The organism is Shewanella sp. DW31 (genome assembly GCF_015767295.1).
In the GTDB taxonomy this organism is placed as follows: domain Bacteria; phylum Pseudomonadota; class Gammaproteobacteria; order Enterobacterales; family Shewanellaceae; genus Shewanella; species Shewanella oncorhynchi.
Genome location: NZ_JADWMP020000009.1, coordinates 85,944 through 104,214, shown reverse-complemented (window position 1 = coordinate 104,214; position 18,271 = coordinate 85,944). Strand labels below are relative to the sequence as shown.

At 46.1% G+C, this 18,271-nt stretch carries 14 protein-coding genes; 2 read left to right on the top strand and 12 right to left on the bottom strand.

Going from position 1 to position 18,271, the window contains the following annotated elements:
- Positions 1-44 precede the first annotated feature (44 nt).
- From GWI56_RS09835 to GWI56_RS09800, 8 genes are all read right to left on the bottom strand, one after another.
- The gene (locus GWI56_RS09835; protein WP_198572795.1) at positions 45-1,496 is read right to left on the bottom strand and encodes a methyl-accepting chemotaxis protein; all 1,452 of its coding nucleotides are present in this window, start codon (positions 1,494-1,496) and stop codon (positions 45-47) included.
- Positions 1,497-1,600: 104 nt separating this feature from the next.
- Positions 1,601-2,092 (bottom strand): DUF1097 domain-containing protein, encoded by a 492-nt coding sequence (locus GWI56_RS09830; RefSeq protein WP_028761013.1) that lies wholly within the window; start codon positions 2,090-2,092, stop codon positions 1,601-1,603.
- A gap of 260 nt (positions 2,093-2,352) precedes the next feature.
- Positions 2,353-4,599, bottom strand: a complete 2,247-nt coding sequence (locus tag GWI56_RS09825; protein ID WP_198572794.1) for a molybdopterin cofactor-binding domain-containing protein — start codon at positions 4,597-4,599, stop codon at positions 2,353-2,355.
- Position 4,600: 1 nt separating this feature from the next.
- The gene (locus GWI56_RS09820; RefSeq protein WP_198572793.1) at positions 4,601-5,104 is read right to left on the bottom strand and encodes a (2Fe-2S)-binding protein; all 504 of its coding nucleotides are present in this window, start codon (positions 5,102-5,104) and stop codon (positions 4,601-4,603) included.
- Positions 5,105-5,107: 3 nt separating this feature from the next.
- A complete protein-coding gene (locus GWI56_RS09815) occupies positions 5,108-5,839 on the bottom strand; it encodes a nucleotidyltransferase family protein (protein ID WP_198572792.1) in 732 nt (243 codons plus the stop codon).
- A gap of 35 nt (positions 5,840-5,874) precedes the next feature.
- Complete coding sequence (locus GWI56_RS09810; RefSeq protein ID WP_198572791.1) at positions 5,875-6,891, bottom strand: XdhC/CoxI family protein; 1,017 nt, start codon at positions 6,889-6,891, stop codon at positions 5,875-5,877.
- Between the two features lie 321 nt (positions 6,892-7,212).
- Positions 7,213-8,952: a methyl-accepting chemotaxis protein gene (locus tag GWI56_RS09805; protein ID WP_198572790.1), complete on the bottom strand. Its 1,740-nt coding sequence runs from the start codon at positions 8,950-8,952 to the stop codon at positions 7,213-7,215.
- Between the two features lie 145 nt (positions 8,953-9,097).
- Positions 9,098-9,742, bottom strand: coding sequence for an MBL fold metallo-hydrolase (locus tag GWI56_RS09800; protein WP_198572789.1), 645 nt, complete (start codon positions 9,740-9,742; stop codon positions 9,098-9,100).
- Between the two features lie 255 nt (positions 9,743-9,997).
- On the opposite strand from GWI56_RS09800, the gene GWI56_RS09795 reads away from it, so the two are divergent.
- Positions 9,998-11,287, top strand: coding sequence for an alpha/beta fold hydrolase (locus GWI56_RS09795; protein WP_198572788.1), 1,290 nt, complete (start codon positions 9,998-10,000; stop codon positions 11,285-11,287).
- Positions 11,288-11,494: 207 nt separating this feature from the next.
- Here the strand turns inward: GWI56_RS09795 and GWI56_RS09790 are convergent, their stop codons facing one another.
- From GWI56_RS09790 to GWI56_RS09780, 3 genes are read right to left on the bottom strand one after another with little or no spacing between them, the layout of a single operon-like run.
- Positions 11,495-11,878: a cytochrome c3 family protein gene (locus GWI56_RS09790; RefSeq protein WP_173244080.1), complete on the bottom strand. Its 384-nt coding sequence runs from the start codon at positions 11,876-11,878 to the stop codon at positions 11,495-11,497.
- A 42-nt stretch (positions 11,879-11,920) separates the two neighbouring features.
- The gene (locus GWI56_RS09785; RefSeq protein WP_198572787.1) at positions 11,921-13,558 is read right to left on the bottom strand and encodes an aromatic amino acid ammonia-lyase; all 1,638 of its coding nucleotides are present in this window, start codon (positions 13,556-13,558) and stop codon (positions 11,921-11,923) included.
- Between the two features lie 40 nt (positions 13,559-13,598).
- On the bottom strand, positions 13,599-15,152 hold the full coding sequence (locus GWI56_RS09780; protein ID WP_198572786.1) for a flavocytochrome c: 1,554 nt from the start codon (positions 15,150-15,152) through the stop codon (positions 13,599-13,601).
- A 165-nt stretch (positions 15,153-15,317) separates the two neighbouring features.
- Here GWI56_RS09780 and GWI56_RS09775 point away from each other — a divergent pair, with 165 nt between their 5' ends.
- Positions 15,318-16,844, top strand: a complete 1,527-nt coding sequence (locus tag GWI56_RS09775; RefSeq protein WP_028761024.1) for a sigma-54 dependent transcriptional regulator — start codon at positions 15,318-15,320, stop codon at positions 16,842-16,844.
- Between the two features lie 115 nt (positions 16,845-16,959).
- Here the strand turns inward: GWI56_RS09775 and GWI56_RS09770 are convergent, their stop codons facing one another.
- On the bottom strand, positions 16,960-18,129 hold the full coding sequence (locus GWI56_RS09770) for a porin (protein WP_198572785.1): 1,170 nt from the start codon (positions 18,127-18,129) through the stop codon (positions 16,960-16,962).
- Positions 18,130-18,271 lie beyond the last annotated feature (142 nt).

Here is an 18,271-nt window from a genome sequence, read left to right as displayed (position 1 = left end):
TTGCTCAACACCCCATGCCGACGACTCACATTAAAGGTGACATATTAACTCGTGCGGTACTGCTTTAAAATGCCATCTAACTCGACCGAGGCATGGTGCAAATCATTGGCTAAGGTCACACTGCGCTGGGCTGTTTGTTTGATAGTTTCCGACTGATGGCGGATTTCATTCAATTGTCCGGCAATGTCGCGAGCGGCGACACTCTGCTCTTCCGCCGAGGCGGCAATTTGGCTGCTCATATCAAATACCGCATTGACCGATTGCGCCATGCCTTGAACATCATCACCGACGGCGATAATCGCACTGCGACCTTCATCGGCCTGATCGACTATCTCCATGGTAATGCTAGATAAACGACTCGTGCCAGATTGTAAGCCTTCAATCATGGCCTGAATTTCTACTGTGGCCTGTTGAGTTCGACCCGCTAAGGTACGCACTTCATCGGCTACAACAGCAAAGCCACGACCTTGCTCACCGGCACGGGCCGCTTCAATGGCCGCATTTAAGGCTAATAAATTAGTTTGCTGGGAAATACTGTTAATGGTTGTGACTACAGCATCGATACTCGCCGCATCCTTAGACAATTGTTCCACCGATGAAAACGCCGCGCCAATCTTAGTTGAGAGTAAACCAATGCTTTCCACTGTGTGGCTAATACGCCCACGACTGGCCAACATTTGGCTTGAATTTTCCTTGGTTTGCAACGAAGTATTACTCGCATTAACAGAGACTTCTTCAATCGCTGAGGTCATTTGCGCCATCGCCACGGCAACGGAATCGAGGAATTGATGTTGGAACCCAATCAGTTTATCACTGGTGGCCGCCTGTTGATTAAATTCATCAGATGCCAATGATAAGGTCTGTGCATTTTTGCCAATGGCTGACACCATTTCACTCATATTGTCGGCGCAGCGATCGATTTCGCGGGCAATCAAACTGAAATCGTCAGTACCAAAGAAGTTTAATCTAAAGCTCAAATCACCATCGGCTAAGCGTTTGATGGCTAAGTACATGTCCCATAATCCACCACCGAGTGAAGTCGAAATCCAGTAACTCAGTTGGAATAAAGGCAACAAGCCCACTAATGCTAACCAAAACATAAAGTTAGCATCGCTACGCGCATCGGCTTCCCACTCATGGACATTCTGCGTCAGTTGTAAGGCTTGGCCTGACACACTGGCGCTGGCCGTCACTTTATCCCCTTGACGCTGCGCATCACTTTGCCTTGAAGTTACAGTTAACCCGTATTGGCTGGCAAATTGAGATAAGGCGTCAGCTTGTAGCTTTTGCGCCATTGCAACTTGCGCTAGGGTATCGACGCTAGCTTGAACCCGAGCGATAGAGGCCTGCTCAAGGTTACGGTGCGCATGTTGATAGTTGACAAGCGCCACGGCGGCCGTGATCAACGCCACCATAGAACACACTACCCAAAATTTTCCGTTGAGACTGAACTTGATCAATATGGCATCAATGGTACGAAACTGGATTTGTTTCATCTTGATAATTCCTAAGAACAAAATGCTATTTGGCACTAAATCAGCAGTATAGCTCAGATCGCCACGACAACTATGTCAGTCATAAGATCTGAGCAGGTATTATGCTAATCAGCGCTAGCAACTTGGTTACGTGTGGCGGCAGACCACTTTTGTGTCAGAGTAACCAACTGCCCCGTTAACAGGCTCATGCTAAAACCTAATAAGCCACCAATGATCAACGACGGCACGACATTGGCCACATCACCCGCCATAGCAAAGGTAGTGCAACAGCCAATAAATGCGCCGGGAATAAAGCTAAGCTTTTGATAACTTGCCTGTAAACACATGGCCGAAGTGGCTATGCCGGTAAAAATATACCCAAATACGGGCGAAATAAAAAAGCTGCTACCCGAGATAATGAGCCAAGCCCAAAATACACCGGACAGGTTTGTGCACCACGCCATCATCACGCCCTGAAAGCCAGCCTTAGGTTGAGCAAAAAAAGTGCTACAACCTAAAAAGCCGATCCAAGTGACCAGATGAAAAGCATCTGCGACGCCACACCAAATAGCCGCCAATAGGCCGGCAGAAATAGCGACTTGCCAACGATTTTCCATGGATGACCCCTTTAGTAATTCTATTCACGGAAGTTTAATACCCTTGGGCGCTCTAAAATGTGTATTTTGAGGTGGCTTGGGTAAACATATTGGTTAAATTACCTCTATTTTGGTAACAAAAACCTGATCTATTGCTAATTTTCGGCATTAATGCCCGTAAAATCGCTAACAAGCAAATTTTTTGTGGTAAAAAAACGAAAAAAGCGCTTATTAGGCGCTTTTTTGTTCAAACGGCTTTCAGTTAACCCTCTTGCCGACACTTACACTCGCAATAGTTTATTCACGGGAAGATCGCGGATCCTCTGCCCCGTCGCCGCAAAAATCGCATTGGTTAAACTCGGGGCAACGGGCGGCACACCCGGCTCACCCACGCCCGCTGGCGCAGCATCAGACTCAATAATGATGATCTCCATATCGGGAGTTTGGGGAAGTCGCAGCAAAGGATAATCGTGGAAATTCGATTGCTGCACCTTGCCCTCTTTGTAAGTGATTTCCCCCATCAAGGCTAAACTCAAGCCAAATACAATCGCACCTTCTGTCTGTGCTTTTACCCTATCAGGGTTAACTATCGTGCCCGCATCTATGGCTGCGATGGCATTAAGCACTTTAAGCTGTTTATCCTCACTCACTTCCACCAACATAGCCACAGCGACGTAACTCACAAAACTGCGGTGTACAGCAAAACCCCAGCCCTGATTTTTACCCGCCTTGGGCGCCTTAGCTTGGGCTTTTTCGACCGCGTCGATTACCCCAAAATAGCGACTGACGTCCACGGGATGACGATCAAGATCTTCGCCATAGTTGCCATATTTAAACTGTTGGTCGGTAAAGGTCTCACGCCTTGCTTCACCTAACAGGCTACGCCACATTGCAGGGCAAGAAACCTGAGAACGATGAGCCATTTCATCGACAAAACTGCCGACACTAAAACCGTGCTGAATGTTACACACAGAGCGCATCCAACCAATACGGCTATGCGCCTGCGCTTTTACCGCTTCGTATCTTAAATTTGGCAAAGCAAAGGGCACATCCACAAAGCCTAAATCCAACTCACCGCCAGAGGGATATTCCACCCCTTCAGCAAAGGTTGAACTGATCGATGGGAATCCCGTACGGGCTAAAAGCGCGGTCGGTTTGTTGCTGGCATCAAACAGTGCCTGATAGGACTGGGCGCTGATAGCATGGTAATAACCGTTTTGAATTTCATCTTCGCGGCTCCAACTCACCTTAATTGGACGCTTGAATTGCTTCGATAACAGCGCGGCTTCAACGCTAAAATCAGGTTTAGATTTACGCCCAAAACCACCACCCAATAGGGTGACATTCACTTTAATCGCATCTTCTTCCATACCCAGCGCAGCGGCCACATTTTGCTGTGTACTTTGCGGCGTTTGGGTCGATGCCCAGATTTCACAGCCCTTTTCAGTCACATGGGCAGTAGCAACGGGCGGCTCGATAGAAGAATGAATTAAATAAGGCACGGTATAAACCGCCTTTAACGTATTCGCCTCGGGCCAGTTTTTGATCTCATCACCAACTTGGCGCACGACATTACCGCTTTGCTGTACCCGCTCAACCAACTCTTTCAAATAAAGGCTTGAATCATGCTGACTATTGTCGGCCTGAGTCCAAGTGACTTTTAAAGCTTTGCGCCCTTCAAGGGCACTCCACGTGTTTGTGGCGATGACAGCAACGCCGCCCAAAGCCTGAAAAGCGGGGGCGCCCTTAGCGGCGGGCAAACGATACACATCCACGACACCGGCCACTTTGCGCGCTGCGGTATAATCCAAGCTTGCCACATCGCTCCCAAGCACGGGCGGACGCATGATGCTGGCGTAGAGCATAACCTCGAGTTTGATATCGTAACCATAAATCGCGCTGCCACTTAACATGGCATCCATATCCACGATTTGGCGTGATGCGCCAATCTGCTTGAAATCTTTAACCTCTTTAAAGGTTAACAACTCAACAGCGGGTACGGGCTGCTTTGATGCGGCTAACGCTAACTCGCCGAACTTGGCCGAACGGCCCGTTTTAGCATGCAACACTTTATGGCTGGCGGTATGCACCTCGCTCACGGGAACTTTCCAGCGCGCAGCGGCGGCTTGCTCTAGCATGGTTCTTGCCATAGCCCCCATCTGGCGCATGCGGTCGTAATTTTCGCGAATACTGCGGCTACCGTCGGTGTTTTGGCTGGCATAACGTTTATCAGCTAAGCCTTGAATGGGGACGATTTTATCCCAATCCGCGTCTAACTCTTCGGCTAAGACTTGCAGAATACCGGTTCTGATCCCCTGTCCCATCTCGGAGCGATGGCAAGTCAGGTACACTTTGTCGTCTTCACCAATGGCAATAAACAGATTCAGCCGCGCTTCTTTATCCTGCGCCAGTGCCATGGGGCTCCAAGTTAATCCACTCGCCCCTAATGCTAATCCGCCACCCACTGCGCCAAACAGTTTTAACACATCGCGGCGGCTGATATTTTCTACGGCAGTAAAAGTACTCATATTAGCCCTCCTGTTTGGCATAGTTTTGCAGTGCGGCTTTGATCCGAGGATAGGTGCCGCAGCGGCAGATATTACCCGACATGGCAGAGTTGATTTGTTCTGCAGAAGGTTTCGGATGCTGCGCCACTAACGCCGCAGCCGACATCAGTTGTCCCGCTTGGCAATAGCCGCACTGGGGCACGTTATGTTCGGCCCAAGCATTTTTAAGCTTTTGATTATCTAGCCCTTCAATTGTTGTCAAACGTTTTCCCTGTGCCTGCCCCAAACTGGTTAAACAGGCGCGTACGGGTTGGCCGTCTAAATGCACAGTGCAAGCACCGCATAACCCGGCACCACAACCATATTTAGTGCCAGTGAGCCCTAAAATATCCCGTAACGCCCACAGGATTGGCATCTTAGGATCGGCATCTAAGGTAAATGATTTACCGTTGATGAAAAGTGTTTGGGTGGAAGCGGCGGTACTAGCTTCCTTGATAACTGCAGTGGTTGATAATACTTCTGCCATAACTCACTCCTTAAGTGCCAACCACGACGCAAGATCGGCTTGGGTATCAATATCAATTGCGGCGCGGGGTAGTGTTATAGCGACTAACGCTCCCCGCTGTGCTTGTTGTTTTAGAATCGATTTCGCCCCGCGATCACCACTCAAGTGAGTGAACTGCGGTAATGTAGAGGCATTAAAAATAGCAGGTACGCCTAAATCATCCAAATAATGGGCGGCAACGTCTTTACCGGTTTCATACCATGTCAAAATCAGTTGTCGATAATCGTCTGCACTCAAGGCCACTTGGTCTGCCAATGTCAGCAGCATGGCATCAAAGCCCTGCTCCTTGGCATAACTTGCTGCCAAACTCACGGAGGATGCCAAGCCTGTTTGCCACTGTGGATTAACTAAAATATCAAAGGGTTGGCGGGAATGAAGCTCGACTAATAATGGCTGCAATATGTGCTGATGAGCACCGAGTATGATTAACAAAGGCGTATGCTGGAGCGAATGAGTGTCTTTGCGATCCAAACCTAAATCTTGGCAACTAAGCTGCTGTAAACGCTCAACATGAGTGTTAATGATGGTTTGTTCGCGAATTTTCGTAGCGCTATGTGATGGTAGAAGTTGCGCTAACTTTACCCCGTCAAAGCGCTTACTCTCGCCGGCCGCAAGTACCACAATCAGCAGCCGCTTGGATGAAAGTGGCGTTTGCTCTGTCAACGTTAGCGCTGCCGACTTTGGCGCTATAGACATTAGTACAGAAGACTTTTGTACTGGCGGCAATGTCATTAACGCATTATCTCATCGAGATGTTTTAAGGTTGCGCCATGGAGCACGCCGTGGCACTGGGCCAAAATACTTAACGCCACGGCACTCGGTAACTCGCCGCCAAGGGCAAGCCCTGCGGGAGCAGAAAATACCCCAGAAAAAGATTCAGTACTGAGCCCTGCCATTCCAAGCACTTTATCCCGTCGATGGGCAGGACCAAGCAAGGCAATATAGGCTAGCGGATGCGCTTGAATAACCTTTAATGCCGCAGCATCTAAGCCCAAGTTATGGTTCATCACCACGGCGCAATCCAATTGAGCGATATGATTCGCGGTTAATTCCCCCGCGGTCAGTTTCACTATATGGGCATGGGGGAAATCCGCCGCTCTGGCATAGGCGGTACGACCATCGAAAACAGTCACTTGCCAACCTAAAGTGTGGGCCATGGCGGCAACGGGCTTAGCATCGATACCACCGCCAAAGATCCCAAGATGGAATCTTGGTCTCAAGGGAATAATCAGTGATTCTCCCGCGTCTTGGGTGAAAACGCCCGTGCGTACAAAATCGCTGGCGGGGAACGGCGTCAACTCCTCAGAATAAAACGCAGCGTGATACTGGCGCGCATCCGTCCCCGCTTTGACTAAAGGCAATTGGTAAAAACCCGACCGACCGTGGCGAAATGACTGCACTAGCTCAACTAAGCCAAGATCATGATTCTCTTTTAGCAGAGGGATCAACATGATATCTACTATGCCACCACAACCGAGTCGATAGCTGGCATCGGACTCATCGCTTGCATCATAGGTGACGCACATGACTTGCTTAGTCTGCATGGCATTTTGAGCATGACGGCGTAAATCGGCTTCTAAACAGCCGCCACTTAACATACCCACGCCTTGACCAAACTCATGGAACAACATCATGGCGCCGGGTTTACGATAGGCCGAACCTTGAATTTGGGTGATCACCGCAAGCACCCAAGCGTCATCCGCCAGCGGTAGCCAATGCTCTAGTAAATCTTCGATTTGGTGATCCATCCGCAAGGACTCCATTGGGTTAGGGAGATTTAAAAAATTTAATGCGCTTATCGCTATTGAAACTATCACAGTTAATAACGCAGCTATCGACGTCTATTTGTCATCAAAGCTTGACGCAAGTTTTATCAGCAAATAAAACCGCTTCGTCAAACGCTCGCATTAAACATATGGACAACCAAGTTAGCAAAGGCGTGTGCGTATTGAAAGGAGTAATAGATTTCAGAAAGTGTTGAAGCATAAAATATGTTCAGGGGAAGTTAAAGAGGAAGAATTGACGTCCATGTCTGAGTGGCGTTTGTTCGCAAATCAACCACATTTCATCTAAAACTGGTATTCGCCCGCCTTAGTGCGCAGTATCTGGGATTGGTTGTCTAGACTAATGGATGTCGATTCAATCTGTTCGATAATCTGTGATACTTCACGGGAATTATCGCGGATCACCATCATGCTCGAAGCTATTTCTTTAGAAACTAAGGATTGTTCTTCGGTTGAAGCGGCAACCTGAGTATTGATCCCATGAATCGCTTCCGTACTATGGCGGATATCCTCAAATACTGCCACGATACGTTGCAGTTCTACCCCCGCCTTTTGCATTAGCGTCGCCGCTTGAGTCACAGATGTACCAACTTGATTAGTACGGCTTTGAAGGCTTGCGACAATATCATCGATTTCCTTGGTGGAATCTTGAGTGCGCTGGGCTAATGATCGAACCTCATCAGCTACCACAGCGAAGCCTCGTCCTTGCTCACCGGCCCGTGCGGCTTCAATCGCGGCATTCAGTGCCAGCAAATTCGTCTGCTCAGCAATCGCCTTAATCACACTCAACACATTGCTGACTTGGGTACTTTCGTTCACTAGGTGTGACATAGAGTCCTGAGTATTCCTAAACTCAGTTTCTAATACCGACATGGCTTTCAACGCTTCCGATACTGTCTGTTTACCTACAGTGACATGCGTTTCATTTTCGGCGGCGCGGCTTTCAGCATTCGAGGTGCTCTCACTCACATGCACTAAGGTCGTGGTCATTTCTTCCATCGCACTGGCGCTGGCGTCCAGTTCTCTCGCCACTCGATTTGAGCTTTCACGCGAAATTTGAATGGATGCTTTAGTTTGCTTAGCTAAATCAGCCACCTCTTTTGCAATGCCATCCGTCGTCGATAATGAACTGGCAAGGGAGGATATAAACAAGTTGATTTGATTAACGATTTCGCCAATTTCCCCCTGAGTCGTAACAGAGATCCGCCGCGCAAGATTTTTAGAACGCTGAATATCGAGCAATTCAACACAGGTCTGCACTAAGGGAGTCACAATCCTGCTCTTAACGATAATAAATCCGCCAACGGCGGCTAAAATCACGATAAATAACACCAGTTGGGACCAGTTTAATGCCGCATGCAGGGAGTCGAGTCGGTTATTCACATCACCATCGGTACGTTTATCCAACGCCGTAAAAAACTCATCAATCGGCTGCATGATCTTAGCTTTTTCTCTGTGGTATTGGTCGCTATGTAATAACTCCCTCGCCATGGTTAAGTTAGGCTCACCTTTGATCGTGTAGGTTTGGGTGTTGGGGTCCATAAAAATACCTTTAACGGCATTCATGGCTTTCACTTCGAGGGCGACTAACGCATCTGAGTTTTGCTGGGCTTGTTCAAGGTAACGGAATTCTTCATCAGAAAAACCGAGGGACTTCATTTGCGCGTTTATCGCAATGCTAGCACCGTCGGGCTTTGGCTTATCGCCATAACTCAACACCAAATCCCAGTAAATCTGGTGATATTTTTCAGGTCTAGACTTCTCACCATTACGGATAGCCAAAATATCCATATACATTTTTTCGTATTTTTCATCACCCGTAACAGCGTAAGTTCGAGCGAGACGCGTTAGGTCATCGGAACTTTGTCTTAACTCATCGGCGACTTGATAGGACTGATATCGGACGCTAGCCGCATCATTAAAGAGATCGATTTTAGACTTAACATTGAAGCTCAATACCGCAGAAATCACGGCACTCGCGACGATGGTCGAAAAGACCACGCTCATCATTGTTTTTGTTTTCATACTTACCCCAGTAGACGGAAGAACTGCTTTAAGTCTAGAAGGAAAAACAGAAAACATAAAAAAGGTTGGTTTATTAGCTGAAATAATCATTTGATTTGCGAGTGATTATCGCTCACAAATCAAGCAATGCTGAATGGCGTCTCAATTACAGTAAAAGTTGGTCCGCGACAAAGGGGTTATGCTCGCGCTCTTCGCCAAAAGTCGACATAGGACCATGCCCAGGAATGAATTCAACCTCGGCACCTAAGGGCCACAGTTTTTCGGTGATCGAGTGAATTAAATCCTGATGATTTGATTGGGGGAAATCGGTGCGACCGATAGAACTTCGAAACAAAATATCCCCCACCCACGCCAACTTAGATTGGGCAGAGAAAAGTGCAATGTGTCCCGGCGTATGCCCAGGGCAATGCAGCACAGATAAACTTTGCTCGCCCACTTTAACAATATCGCCATCCTGTAGATATTGATCCGGTTCAAAGGCATCGCAATGGGGAAAACCAAAATTTTGGCTTTGCTTAGGTAAGTTATCAATCCAGAATTTATCGGCAATATGCGGGCCAATAATCGGCACATTGGCGGCTTTCGCTAAGGCTTTTGCACCACCGACATGATCGATATGCCCATGGGTAAGGATGATTTTTTCGAGGACGAGTCCAAGTTTCACCACTTCGTTTTGGATCCTGTCAATATTCCCGCCGGGATCCACAACTGCAGCACGCTTGGTTTTTTCACACCAGATCAAGCTGCAATTTTGCTGAAAAGGTGTCACTGGAATAATCTGATACTTCATAGCTTCAATCTCGTGTTATCCATAAGCGATAGATTACGCTAAGAAACTCATCATGGCTCAAATTTGTATCCAAAAAATTGATCTTCACCAAAAGCTAATCAAATAATCCTAGCTTACGACATAAACTATTTTGTCTATACCCAAGTTAGCTGAAGATACGCGTTTCAGGTAGCCTAGGTTACTGCATCTTCAGCTTATTTGGGTATACAATCTGCCAATCACAATAACATGATCCTCTGCCATTAAGGTTGTTTGATGAAACCCGATATTATTCTCGCCGGAGTGCTGGCGAAGAAACACACTTTTACCTTGCCCCTCAACTATCAAAATCCAATTGCAGAGCAAATCCAAGTGTTTGCCAGAGAACTCTGTAGCCCAGAAAACAAAGATAAAAAACTACCTTATATCGTATTTTTTCAAGGCGGCCCTGGATTTGCGGCCATGCGTCCCGCCAGCAACAGCGGCTGGATCCGCCGCGCATTAAAAGAATATCGAGTGTTATTACTCGATCAACGTGGTACAGGCTTATCAACACCGATTAATTACCAAAGCCTGCAACACTTAGATCCCGCAGCTCAAGCGGATTACCTAAGCCATTTCAGGGCTGACAATATCATTCGTGATGCCGAAACGATTCGTGCCCAGCTTTGTCCCGCCGATAAGTGGGCGATTCTCGGCCAAAGTTTCGGGGGATTTTGCGTGTTACATTATTTAAGCGCCGCCCCTCAAGGCGTCAGTGAAGCCTATATCACGGGTGGCATACCATCATTAACCCGTAGCGCCGATGACGTCTATCTTGCGACTTATCAACGCGTACTGGCGAAGAATAAACAATTTTTCCAACGCTTCCACGATGCTCAACATCTCGTCACTCGCTTAGCAAAACATTTGATTGAAAATGAAGTGTATTTGGCAACAGGTGAACGCCTCACGGTTGAAATGCTGCAACTGCTGGGGATTAATATTGGAATGGAGCAAGGGCCTGAATCGGTTTATTATTTGCTTGAACAAGCCTTGATCAACACGGCTTCAGGGACAGTCGTTAACCCGTTATTTTTAAATCATTTCGGTCAAATGCTCGATTACAACACTAACCCGATTTTTGCCCTGTTGCATGAAGCCATCTACTGTCAACACTCGGCTTCACAATGGTCGGCACACAGGGTTAGACAGCAATTCCCCGCCTTTAACTATCAACAAGGTAAACCGTTTTTATTCACAGGTGAGATGATATACCCATGGATGTTTGACCAATTTAGTCACTTAGTGCCGCTTAAAGCCGCGGCAGAAATCCTCGCCCATAAATCAGATTGGCCAGCACTTTACAATCTAGAGCAACTGGCACAAAACCGAGTCCCTGTTGCAGCAGCCATTTACAGTGAAGATATGTTTGTAGAGATGCAATACAGTTTAGAAACCACAAAACAAGTTGGCAGGCTAAAGTATTGGTTAACATCAGAATATGAGCACAACGGCATCCGCATGGATGGAGAACGCATACTGGATAAGCTCATCAGCTTAAACCGAGGCGACACCTTAAGATAAATGTGAGCTTTAAGGGCTAATTAAGTTAATGCTGAGATTATATGCCTGCTCCTCATCAGTTGAGTGATTTTGGCAAGCTTTAACGACCCATTTCCGTATGAGTAAACCGTTTTGGTTTACTCTTTTTTTTGCAAAAAATGCACTCACCTTCGGCGAGTGCATTGCCCAATAAAATAGACGACAAAGCAAAGTGACAAAATCTTAAAACTATCGCTTCATTTTAGGATAAGTAAATTCATGACATTGATTACAATAAACTTTACTTTCTTTATGTTCTTGATGACAGTAGGTACATGGTAAATCAGAACCGTAATGTAAACTGTCATGGGGATTAGGCTCGACCGAATGCCCCGCGTCTTCAGGTCGCTTAGTCAGTTTAGCCACATCCTGAGGAGAACCATGGCAGTTAGCGCACACTGCGGCATCAGGTATGGTCTTACGCTTTACATCACCATGACAGGCAGTACAGTCGACCTGACCATTCTCACTTGTCATCACATCCTTATGATAATCCTTAATATTCATCGCATTTGTTGTTATTGGCAGCATGAACATGCAACCAAGTAAAAGTGTATATAAGGGTTTTAACATCAGACTCTTCCTATAGCGGGGCATACTGCCCCGCATAACATATTAATAATTTGCGATAAATTCAGTTGAAGTTTGGATATCAGGCGTGAATGGGCGATCTTGAGCAACAAATGGCACTTTTTCTCGGTAAGCCTTGTACATGGCTTCGGTCGCTTTACCTAAATGAAGATCTGGAGCGGCCAACTTACGTAAATCAATCGCTTGACTTGAATGCAGCAACTCTAAACCGTAGATCACACGTGTGTTGTCGACAATCTGGATCAAATTGTCCGCAGCAAGCTTCAGGTTAGTGAAAGTATCTTCAATTCCCCCCGCAATTGAAATCCCATCAAATGACACTGGGGTCGCGAACTGTTTATTACGAACCTGCATATCTACAAAAGCTTTTTGAATCGCGCCAAAAGCATGGCCATTATTACCTGGAGCACTTAAAAAGCGTGGCAGTTTAGTAAAGTGATCATCGGATAAATGGATGGTGCGCATAACACTGTTATGGGATACATGCGTCAACGCCACGCTCAAGTTTTGTACTGCCAGTGCAACAGGCAAAGGTTCAAAGTTCGTGGTTGGGAACACACCACCTTGCCCTTCGACAATATACTTAGCAACCTGTGGAAACTTCGCATACTCATTCGATGCGCCAACAATAACTGCAGGGTTATCATCCGAATGATTTATTTGAATATTTACCACATCATTCAATTCTGCTAACGCTTGTTCAGCACTGGCTAACGTGTATGCTGTCGTTCGGTAACTGAGAGGGTCCTGCAAAGGACGTTCATCATTAAGCTGCCATAAATAACTGCCATCTAACTGTTTTAGAATGTCACTTGTGCTGGCTTTAATATAAGGGAAAGGACGAATATCATTGGTTTGTGGTAAAAATGGTGCCACGTTACCATTTAATCCCTCAAGGCTTAAACCAAATAGCGTTGGCGAGATAGAGAGTAATTGCTTGGCCTCACGGTAACCTTGCATCGCATAAGCTACTGAAAACGAATTGTTAGACAGAATTGATAGTGCATCTTTACCCATAGGCACAAGTGGTGTAATTCCGGCATCCGCCATAGCATCTTTACTGCTAACACGTTGTCCTTTGTAGAATACTTCCCACTCACCCACCATAGCTAACCCGACATGGGATGAGAGCAAAATATCCGCTTCACCTACAGTACCGTGGGCGGGGATGACTGGCGTTAACCCTTTGTTAAGGTATGCCTCATAGAGTTCAGCCACAACAGGTTGCACCCCTGTTTGTCCCGCGAGCATAGTATTTAAGCGTACCGCCAAGGCTAATCGAGTTAACCGAATCGGTGCAGCGTCACCGACGCCAGCACTATGAGCTCGAAAAGTGCTGTAGTTAAAGTTACGTGATGCCTCAAGCACTTCATCACTTAACTTGCCGTTGGCATCAAATAACTTGTGATCTTTGTTCAAACCAACGCCCACAGTAAGACCATAAACAGGCTTACCTAAACGAGCAGCTTCCATCAACAAACTATTAGCTTTAACGAGTTGGGTTTTCGCTTGAGATGCAATCTTGACTTTAGCGCCATCGGCGATTGCCCATGCTTGTTCTTGCGTTAAATGTTTACCATCGAGGACAACGTGCTCCATCGCTAAAGCACTCCCAGAGAGTAGGCTTAAAGTAAGCGATGCCATCAACACTGATTTATTCATTACCATTCTCCAATACATTGTAATTTTTAATAAAATCTAATTATGCTTGCTTAAGCACCGCCGCCTTTGCCGCGGCACAATTTCGGCCCGCGTTGCGACCAGTAACAACACCCTCTGCGACAGCACAAGCGCCTAAACGGCTAGCACCGTGAATTCCTCCGGTTGCTTCACCTGCGGCATACAGCCCTGGAATGGCTTGGTTGGTGACTAAATGAAGTACTTCTGATCGGGTATTCACTTTAACGCCGCCCATGCAATAGTGAACTTTTGGCCACATACGAACGGCATACCAAGGCCCTTTATCTAGCACAATGGCTTCTTGCAGAGGACGTGCGAATTCTTTATCAACACCACTTTTTACCGCTTCGTTCCACCGGGCGACTTGAGCTTTTAGAGCTTTGGCTGGCATACCATAAATAGCAGCAAGTTCGTCTAAAGTTTCTGCTTTACTAATCACCTTATATTTCAGTCCCCAATCTAAGGTTTGCGCCTTACTAGCCCCTTCTGCATTAGTGAAACCAATAGGATAAACAGGCTGACCATGTTCATCACGGCGAGTCATGATAGCGTCAGCTCTCGCTTTGCGGTCTGCAAGTTCATTGAAGAAACGTTCACCAGTGCGCACATCCACCACAATACCGTGGGGATAGGTCGCAATCGTGTTGAACTGGGATGCGGTACCAAAGCCTTTTTCATCGGGAGATGCCCATGGGCCGAGTTGAATTTGGTCTAAATGAATAGGGTTAGCACCTAAGAGCATCATTTGCTTTAGGGCTTCTGAAGTTGCACCAGCATGATTGGTGGAATCTAAGTCGTTATTTAACTCAGGTAACTGCATCATGCGATATTCAATATCGCGACCAAAGCCTCCCGTTGCCATGACAACACCACAACGCGCGCCTATGCGACGTATTTTACCGGTTCGCTCATTAGGGAAATAAAAACCTTCACGAACTTCGACCCCAATCACGCGACCATCGAGATCTTTCACAAAGCTTTCGAGCTTGGTCTGATTTCTCATCACCACGCCTTTATCTCTCGCGGCGTTAATCAGCGGTCTGATAATACCTGCCCCTGAACTTTCAACGGTTTGCAAGACTCGTTGTATTGAGTGTCCACCAAAATGCTGCACAAAAGGTTTCCACTTAACCCCATGTTCAATCAACCACTGACAGGATTCAGCCGTGCCATTACACACCAGTTTTAACATCTCAACATCGTTCATGCCCCGACCTGCTCGCATCATATCGGCGACCATTTCATCGACAGAATCATTAATTCCGGCCTGTTTTTGCAACTCAGAGCCCGCCACAGCCATGGCACCGCCATTGATTGTTGAGTTACCGCCAAAGACAGGCATCTTGTCCACAACCATCACACTGACACCGACTTCCCTTGCTTGTAATGCTGCAGACATACCAGCAAAGCCGCTGCCGACGACCAGCACATCTACAATCTCGTCGAATGCTTCAGGAACAGCATCGCAACTTGCTGTTGCAGGTAAGGCTATTGCAGCCCCAAAGCCCGCAGCCATCACAGCCCCACCTTTTAGCAACTGCCGACGGCCCGTATCAATATCTTGAGTTTTACTCATGCTTACTTCCTTCAATAATGGCTGGAACTTGTCTGCATGGAAGTGCATGCGCTGTGCCAAGCACCTAAAAAGAGGTAATTAAGTGGGGAACTTTGATTGGAGGCACGGAATCACGAAATATAAAGATCTACAATCACGATACTTAATGATTAACATGAAATATCAATGGAAAAACACTTTTATCACGAATCGACACTGAGATTATGCAGTAGCCTACAACTCGAAAAGTCCCTGCAAAGTTACTTCGAGTTTATTCGGGATGAACTGCCTATTGATGGGCTATTTATTAATATTTTTCGCAAACAATTTAATGACATACAATTTATTGCTCATGTCAATGCTAACCAATCATGTACCTTAGATAGGCAAATATCTATCCCTGAAGAACTGGCTAAGTGCTTAGATGATCCTCAACGCCCACGCGTGAGAATTGTTAATGATATTGAGCACGACCCAATCACAGCTTTAGTTGCGCCTAAGGTGATCAGTGGTATTCGTTCGCTGATCATTTTGAGAATGTCTATCGAAAATACCCACCTTGGGATAGTCGGATTTTATGCCAAAACGACAGGCGTTTTTCGCCCTCGTCATGCTGATTTAATTGCTCCGCATATGCATGCATTAGCCTTAATCACTGCACTAAATCTACGCGGACGTAATTTACTTAAAGAAAATGAAGCACTCTCAAAGCAGAATGTGAGTCTTCGCAGAACACTGGATGTCCAGAATGGCGTAGTGGGAGCCAATTCAGGCTTGAAACACGTCATGCAGCAAGTGCAATCTATTGCCAAGATTAATACGACCGTCCTAATGCTGGGTGAAACGGGGTGTGGAAAAGAAGTGATAGCTAATGCTATTCACGAACTTTCTGAACGTTCGGATAAGCCCTTTATCAAGGTCAACTGCGGCGCCATTCCAGATACTTTGATTGACTCCGAACTCTTTGGTTATGAAAAAGGGGCATTTACTGGGGCTGAGTCCCGTAAAATTGGCTACTTCGAACAAGCCAATGGCGGCACTATCTTCCTCGATGAAATTGGTGAGCTACCACTATCCGCACAGGTTCGATTACTCCGTGTGCTTCAAAATAGCAGTATTACCCGTGTGGGTGGGCATGATGCTGTACAGCTGGATATTCGTATAGTGGCTGCCACCCATAGAAATTTACAAGCTATGGTACACAGAGAAATGTTTCGGGAAGATCTTTGGTATCGCTTAGCTATTTTCCCTATTGAAATCCCTTCATTAAGACAAAGACGTACAGACATTCCTTTACTCGTACAGCATTTTATCGAGCAACTGAGTTCAAAGTTCAACCTGCCTCAATTACCAAGAGTTACACCGGAACAATTGAATATTCTGAATCAATACGCTTGGCCAGGAAATGTCCGAGAACTCATTAACGTGCTCGAACGGGCGATAATACAACAACCTTCAGGACCGTTAGATTTTGGCTTCCTTGCTCCACATCAGGGTGAGGAAATTACGACCCAAGCAAATCAAACCGTTATCATAGATCCAAACTATGCGAGCGATAAACTTGTGCCCCTTGATGTTATGACCAGAAAATATATTAGTCATGCACTGAGGATTACAGGTGGAAAACTCTATGGTCCAGGAGGTGCGGCTGAGTTATTGGACATCAATGCCAATACCCTGCGCAGCAAAATGAAGAAACTGGGGATTGTATAATCTTTCAAGGCTAACGAGTGCTCTATAACAAAAATAGAAAGCATCGGTTAACAAAGTGCATAAATAACAAAGGTCACATAAGTGACCTTTGAAAAATTAATGATAACCATAGGATCTAGAAGAAATAACGGATTCCCACCGCATAGTTGTTATCTTGTAGATCTTCATAGGCTTTATCATCCATACTGCTGAAATCTATTTTGGCCTCAACGTACATAATTGTGTCGCGGCTATAGCGATAATGCAGACCTAACACTGCAAATTGGCGTGTCCATTTTCCTTGGATCGCAGTATCTACATCGGTATCAAGATCTTGATATGTCAGTAATACTGTTGGAACGAAACCATTATCATACTGATAAGCAACAATAAACTCTGCTCCAGTTGAATCATATAAATCTCCCCCCACTAATTCGTTTTGCTCACTCTTATGGGCGTTAAAACCTACGTATAAACCGTCAGCATCACGACCTGGAGCATATTGATAGAAACTACCGTATTGGGCGCCAATCCCAATAATTTGGTTAGTGTTATCAACCTCTTGGCCTGCAAGATTTCCGGTAAAATCACCACGATTAAATCCCGCTAGCACTTTAAATTTATCAGTAAAGTTGTAAGTTACACTTGCACCGTAGCTAGGTTCGAAACTCAATTCGGAACCATCTTTCAAGGGAGCACCACTGCCATCATACAAGGCAACATCGCTATTTTGTTTAGAGGCATACTGCACTGCGACATTTAGATTACCAAAAGTATTACGATATTGCAGCGCAGCATCGGCACGTCCTGCCCCTGTTAAACCACCGTCACCGAAGGTATAGGCCCCCACTGACCACCCCGTAAAAGCATTGAGCACATCGGTTGTGTAAGCAACATCATAGTAAGCCCCCCATTGCTTACCAAAACTGATCTTTCCCCATTTCTCATGGGACATCCCTACATAACCCAGTCGATTGAATAAAAAATCTGAATTTTTAGATGCAGATAACTGACCGCCACCTTGGCCTTGCGTGTATATAAGGCCGTCATCACTGGTCACCATATTGATACCCCATTCCGTATGGGCAAAGGAGCTCCAGCCATTTTTCTCTTGACGGTCGAAACGAAAACCAACACGAGAAAAATTATCTATAACGGAAGTTTCATGACCATCATTTAACGCGGCAAAACCTAACCAACCTATCATGTTAACGCTGTTAGTTTGGTCATTATACAACTCAACGGCTTGAGCAGTTCCCATTAACAATAAGCTTGGGATCATCAAAGCGAGCAATGTCTTTTTCATTTCATCTACCTTTAAATTCAGCGAAACCACATATAATTACATGATTTATTTGATATATTATTTTCCCCAATCAATAGTAAGCAGGTTATATGCCACCGGGAGGAAAAGCTGAAAATCAAGGTGTTTTTTAGATACGGATCAG

Excerpts from the sequence above, each read along its gene's own strand:
- GWI56_RS09835 (WP_198572795.1), bottom strand. The coding sequence starts at position 1,496 with ATGAAACAAATCCAGTTTCGTACCATTGATGCCATATTGATCAAGTTC.
- GWI56_RS09830 (WP_028761013.1), bottom strand. The coding sequence starts at position 2,092 with ATGGAAAATCGTTGGCAAGTCGCTATTTCTGCCGGCCTATTGGCGGCT.
- GWI56_RS09825 (WP_198572794.1), bottom strand. The coding sequence starts at position 4,599 with ATGAGTACTTTTACTGCCGTAGAAAATATCAGCCGCCGCGATGTGTTA.
- GWI56_RS09820 (WP_198572793.1), bottom strand. The coding sequence starts at position 5,104 with ATGGCAGAAGTATTATCAACCACTGCAGTTATCAAGGAAGCTAGTACC.
- GWI56_RS09815 (WP_198572792.1), bottom strand. The coding sequence starts at position 5,839 with ATGTCTATAGCGCCAAAGTCGGCAGCGCTAACGTTGACAGAGCAAACG.
- GWI56_RS09810 (WP_198572791.1), bottom strand. The coding sequence starts at position 6,891 with ATGGATCACCAAATCGAAGATTTACTAGAGCATTGGCTACCGCTGGCG.
- GWI56_RS09805 (WP_198572790.1), bottom strand. The coding sequence starts at position 8,952 with ATGAAAACAAAAACAATGATGAGCGTGGTCTTTTCGACCATCGTCGCG.
- GWI56_RS09800 (WP_198572789.1), bottom strand. The coding sequence starts at position 9,742 with ATGAAGTATCAGATTATTCCAGTGACACCTTTTCAGCAAAATTGCAGC.
- GWI56_RS09795 (WP_198572788.1), top strand. The coding sequence starts at position 9,998 with ATGAAACCCGATATTATTCTCGCCGGAGTGCTGGCGAAGAAACACACT.
- GWI56_RS09790 (WP_173244080.1), bottom strand. The coding sequence starts at position 11,878 with ATGTTAAAACCCTTATATACACTTTTACTTGGTTGCATGTTCATGCTG.
- GWI56_RS09785 (WP_198572787.1), bottom strand. The coding sequence starts at position 13,558 with ATGAATAAATCAGTGTTGATGGCATCGCTTACTTTAAGCCTACTCTCT.
- GWI56_RS09780 (WP_198572786.1), bottom strand. The coding sequence starts at position 15,152 with ATGAGTAAAACTCAAGATATTGATACGGGCCGTCGGCAGTTGCTAAAA.
- GWI56_RS09775 (WP_028761024.1), top strand. The coding sequence starts at position 15,318 with ATGGAAAAACACTTTTATCACGAATCGACACTGAGATTATGCAGTAGC.
- GWI56_RS09770 (WP_198572785.1), bottom strand. The coding sequence starts at position 18,129 with ATGAAAAAGACATTGCTCGCTTTGATGATCCCAAGCTTATTGTTAATG.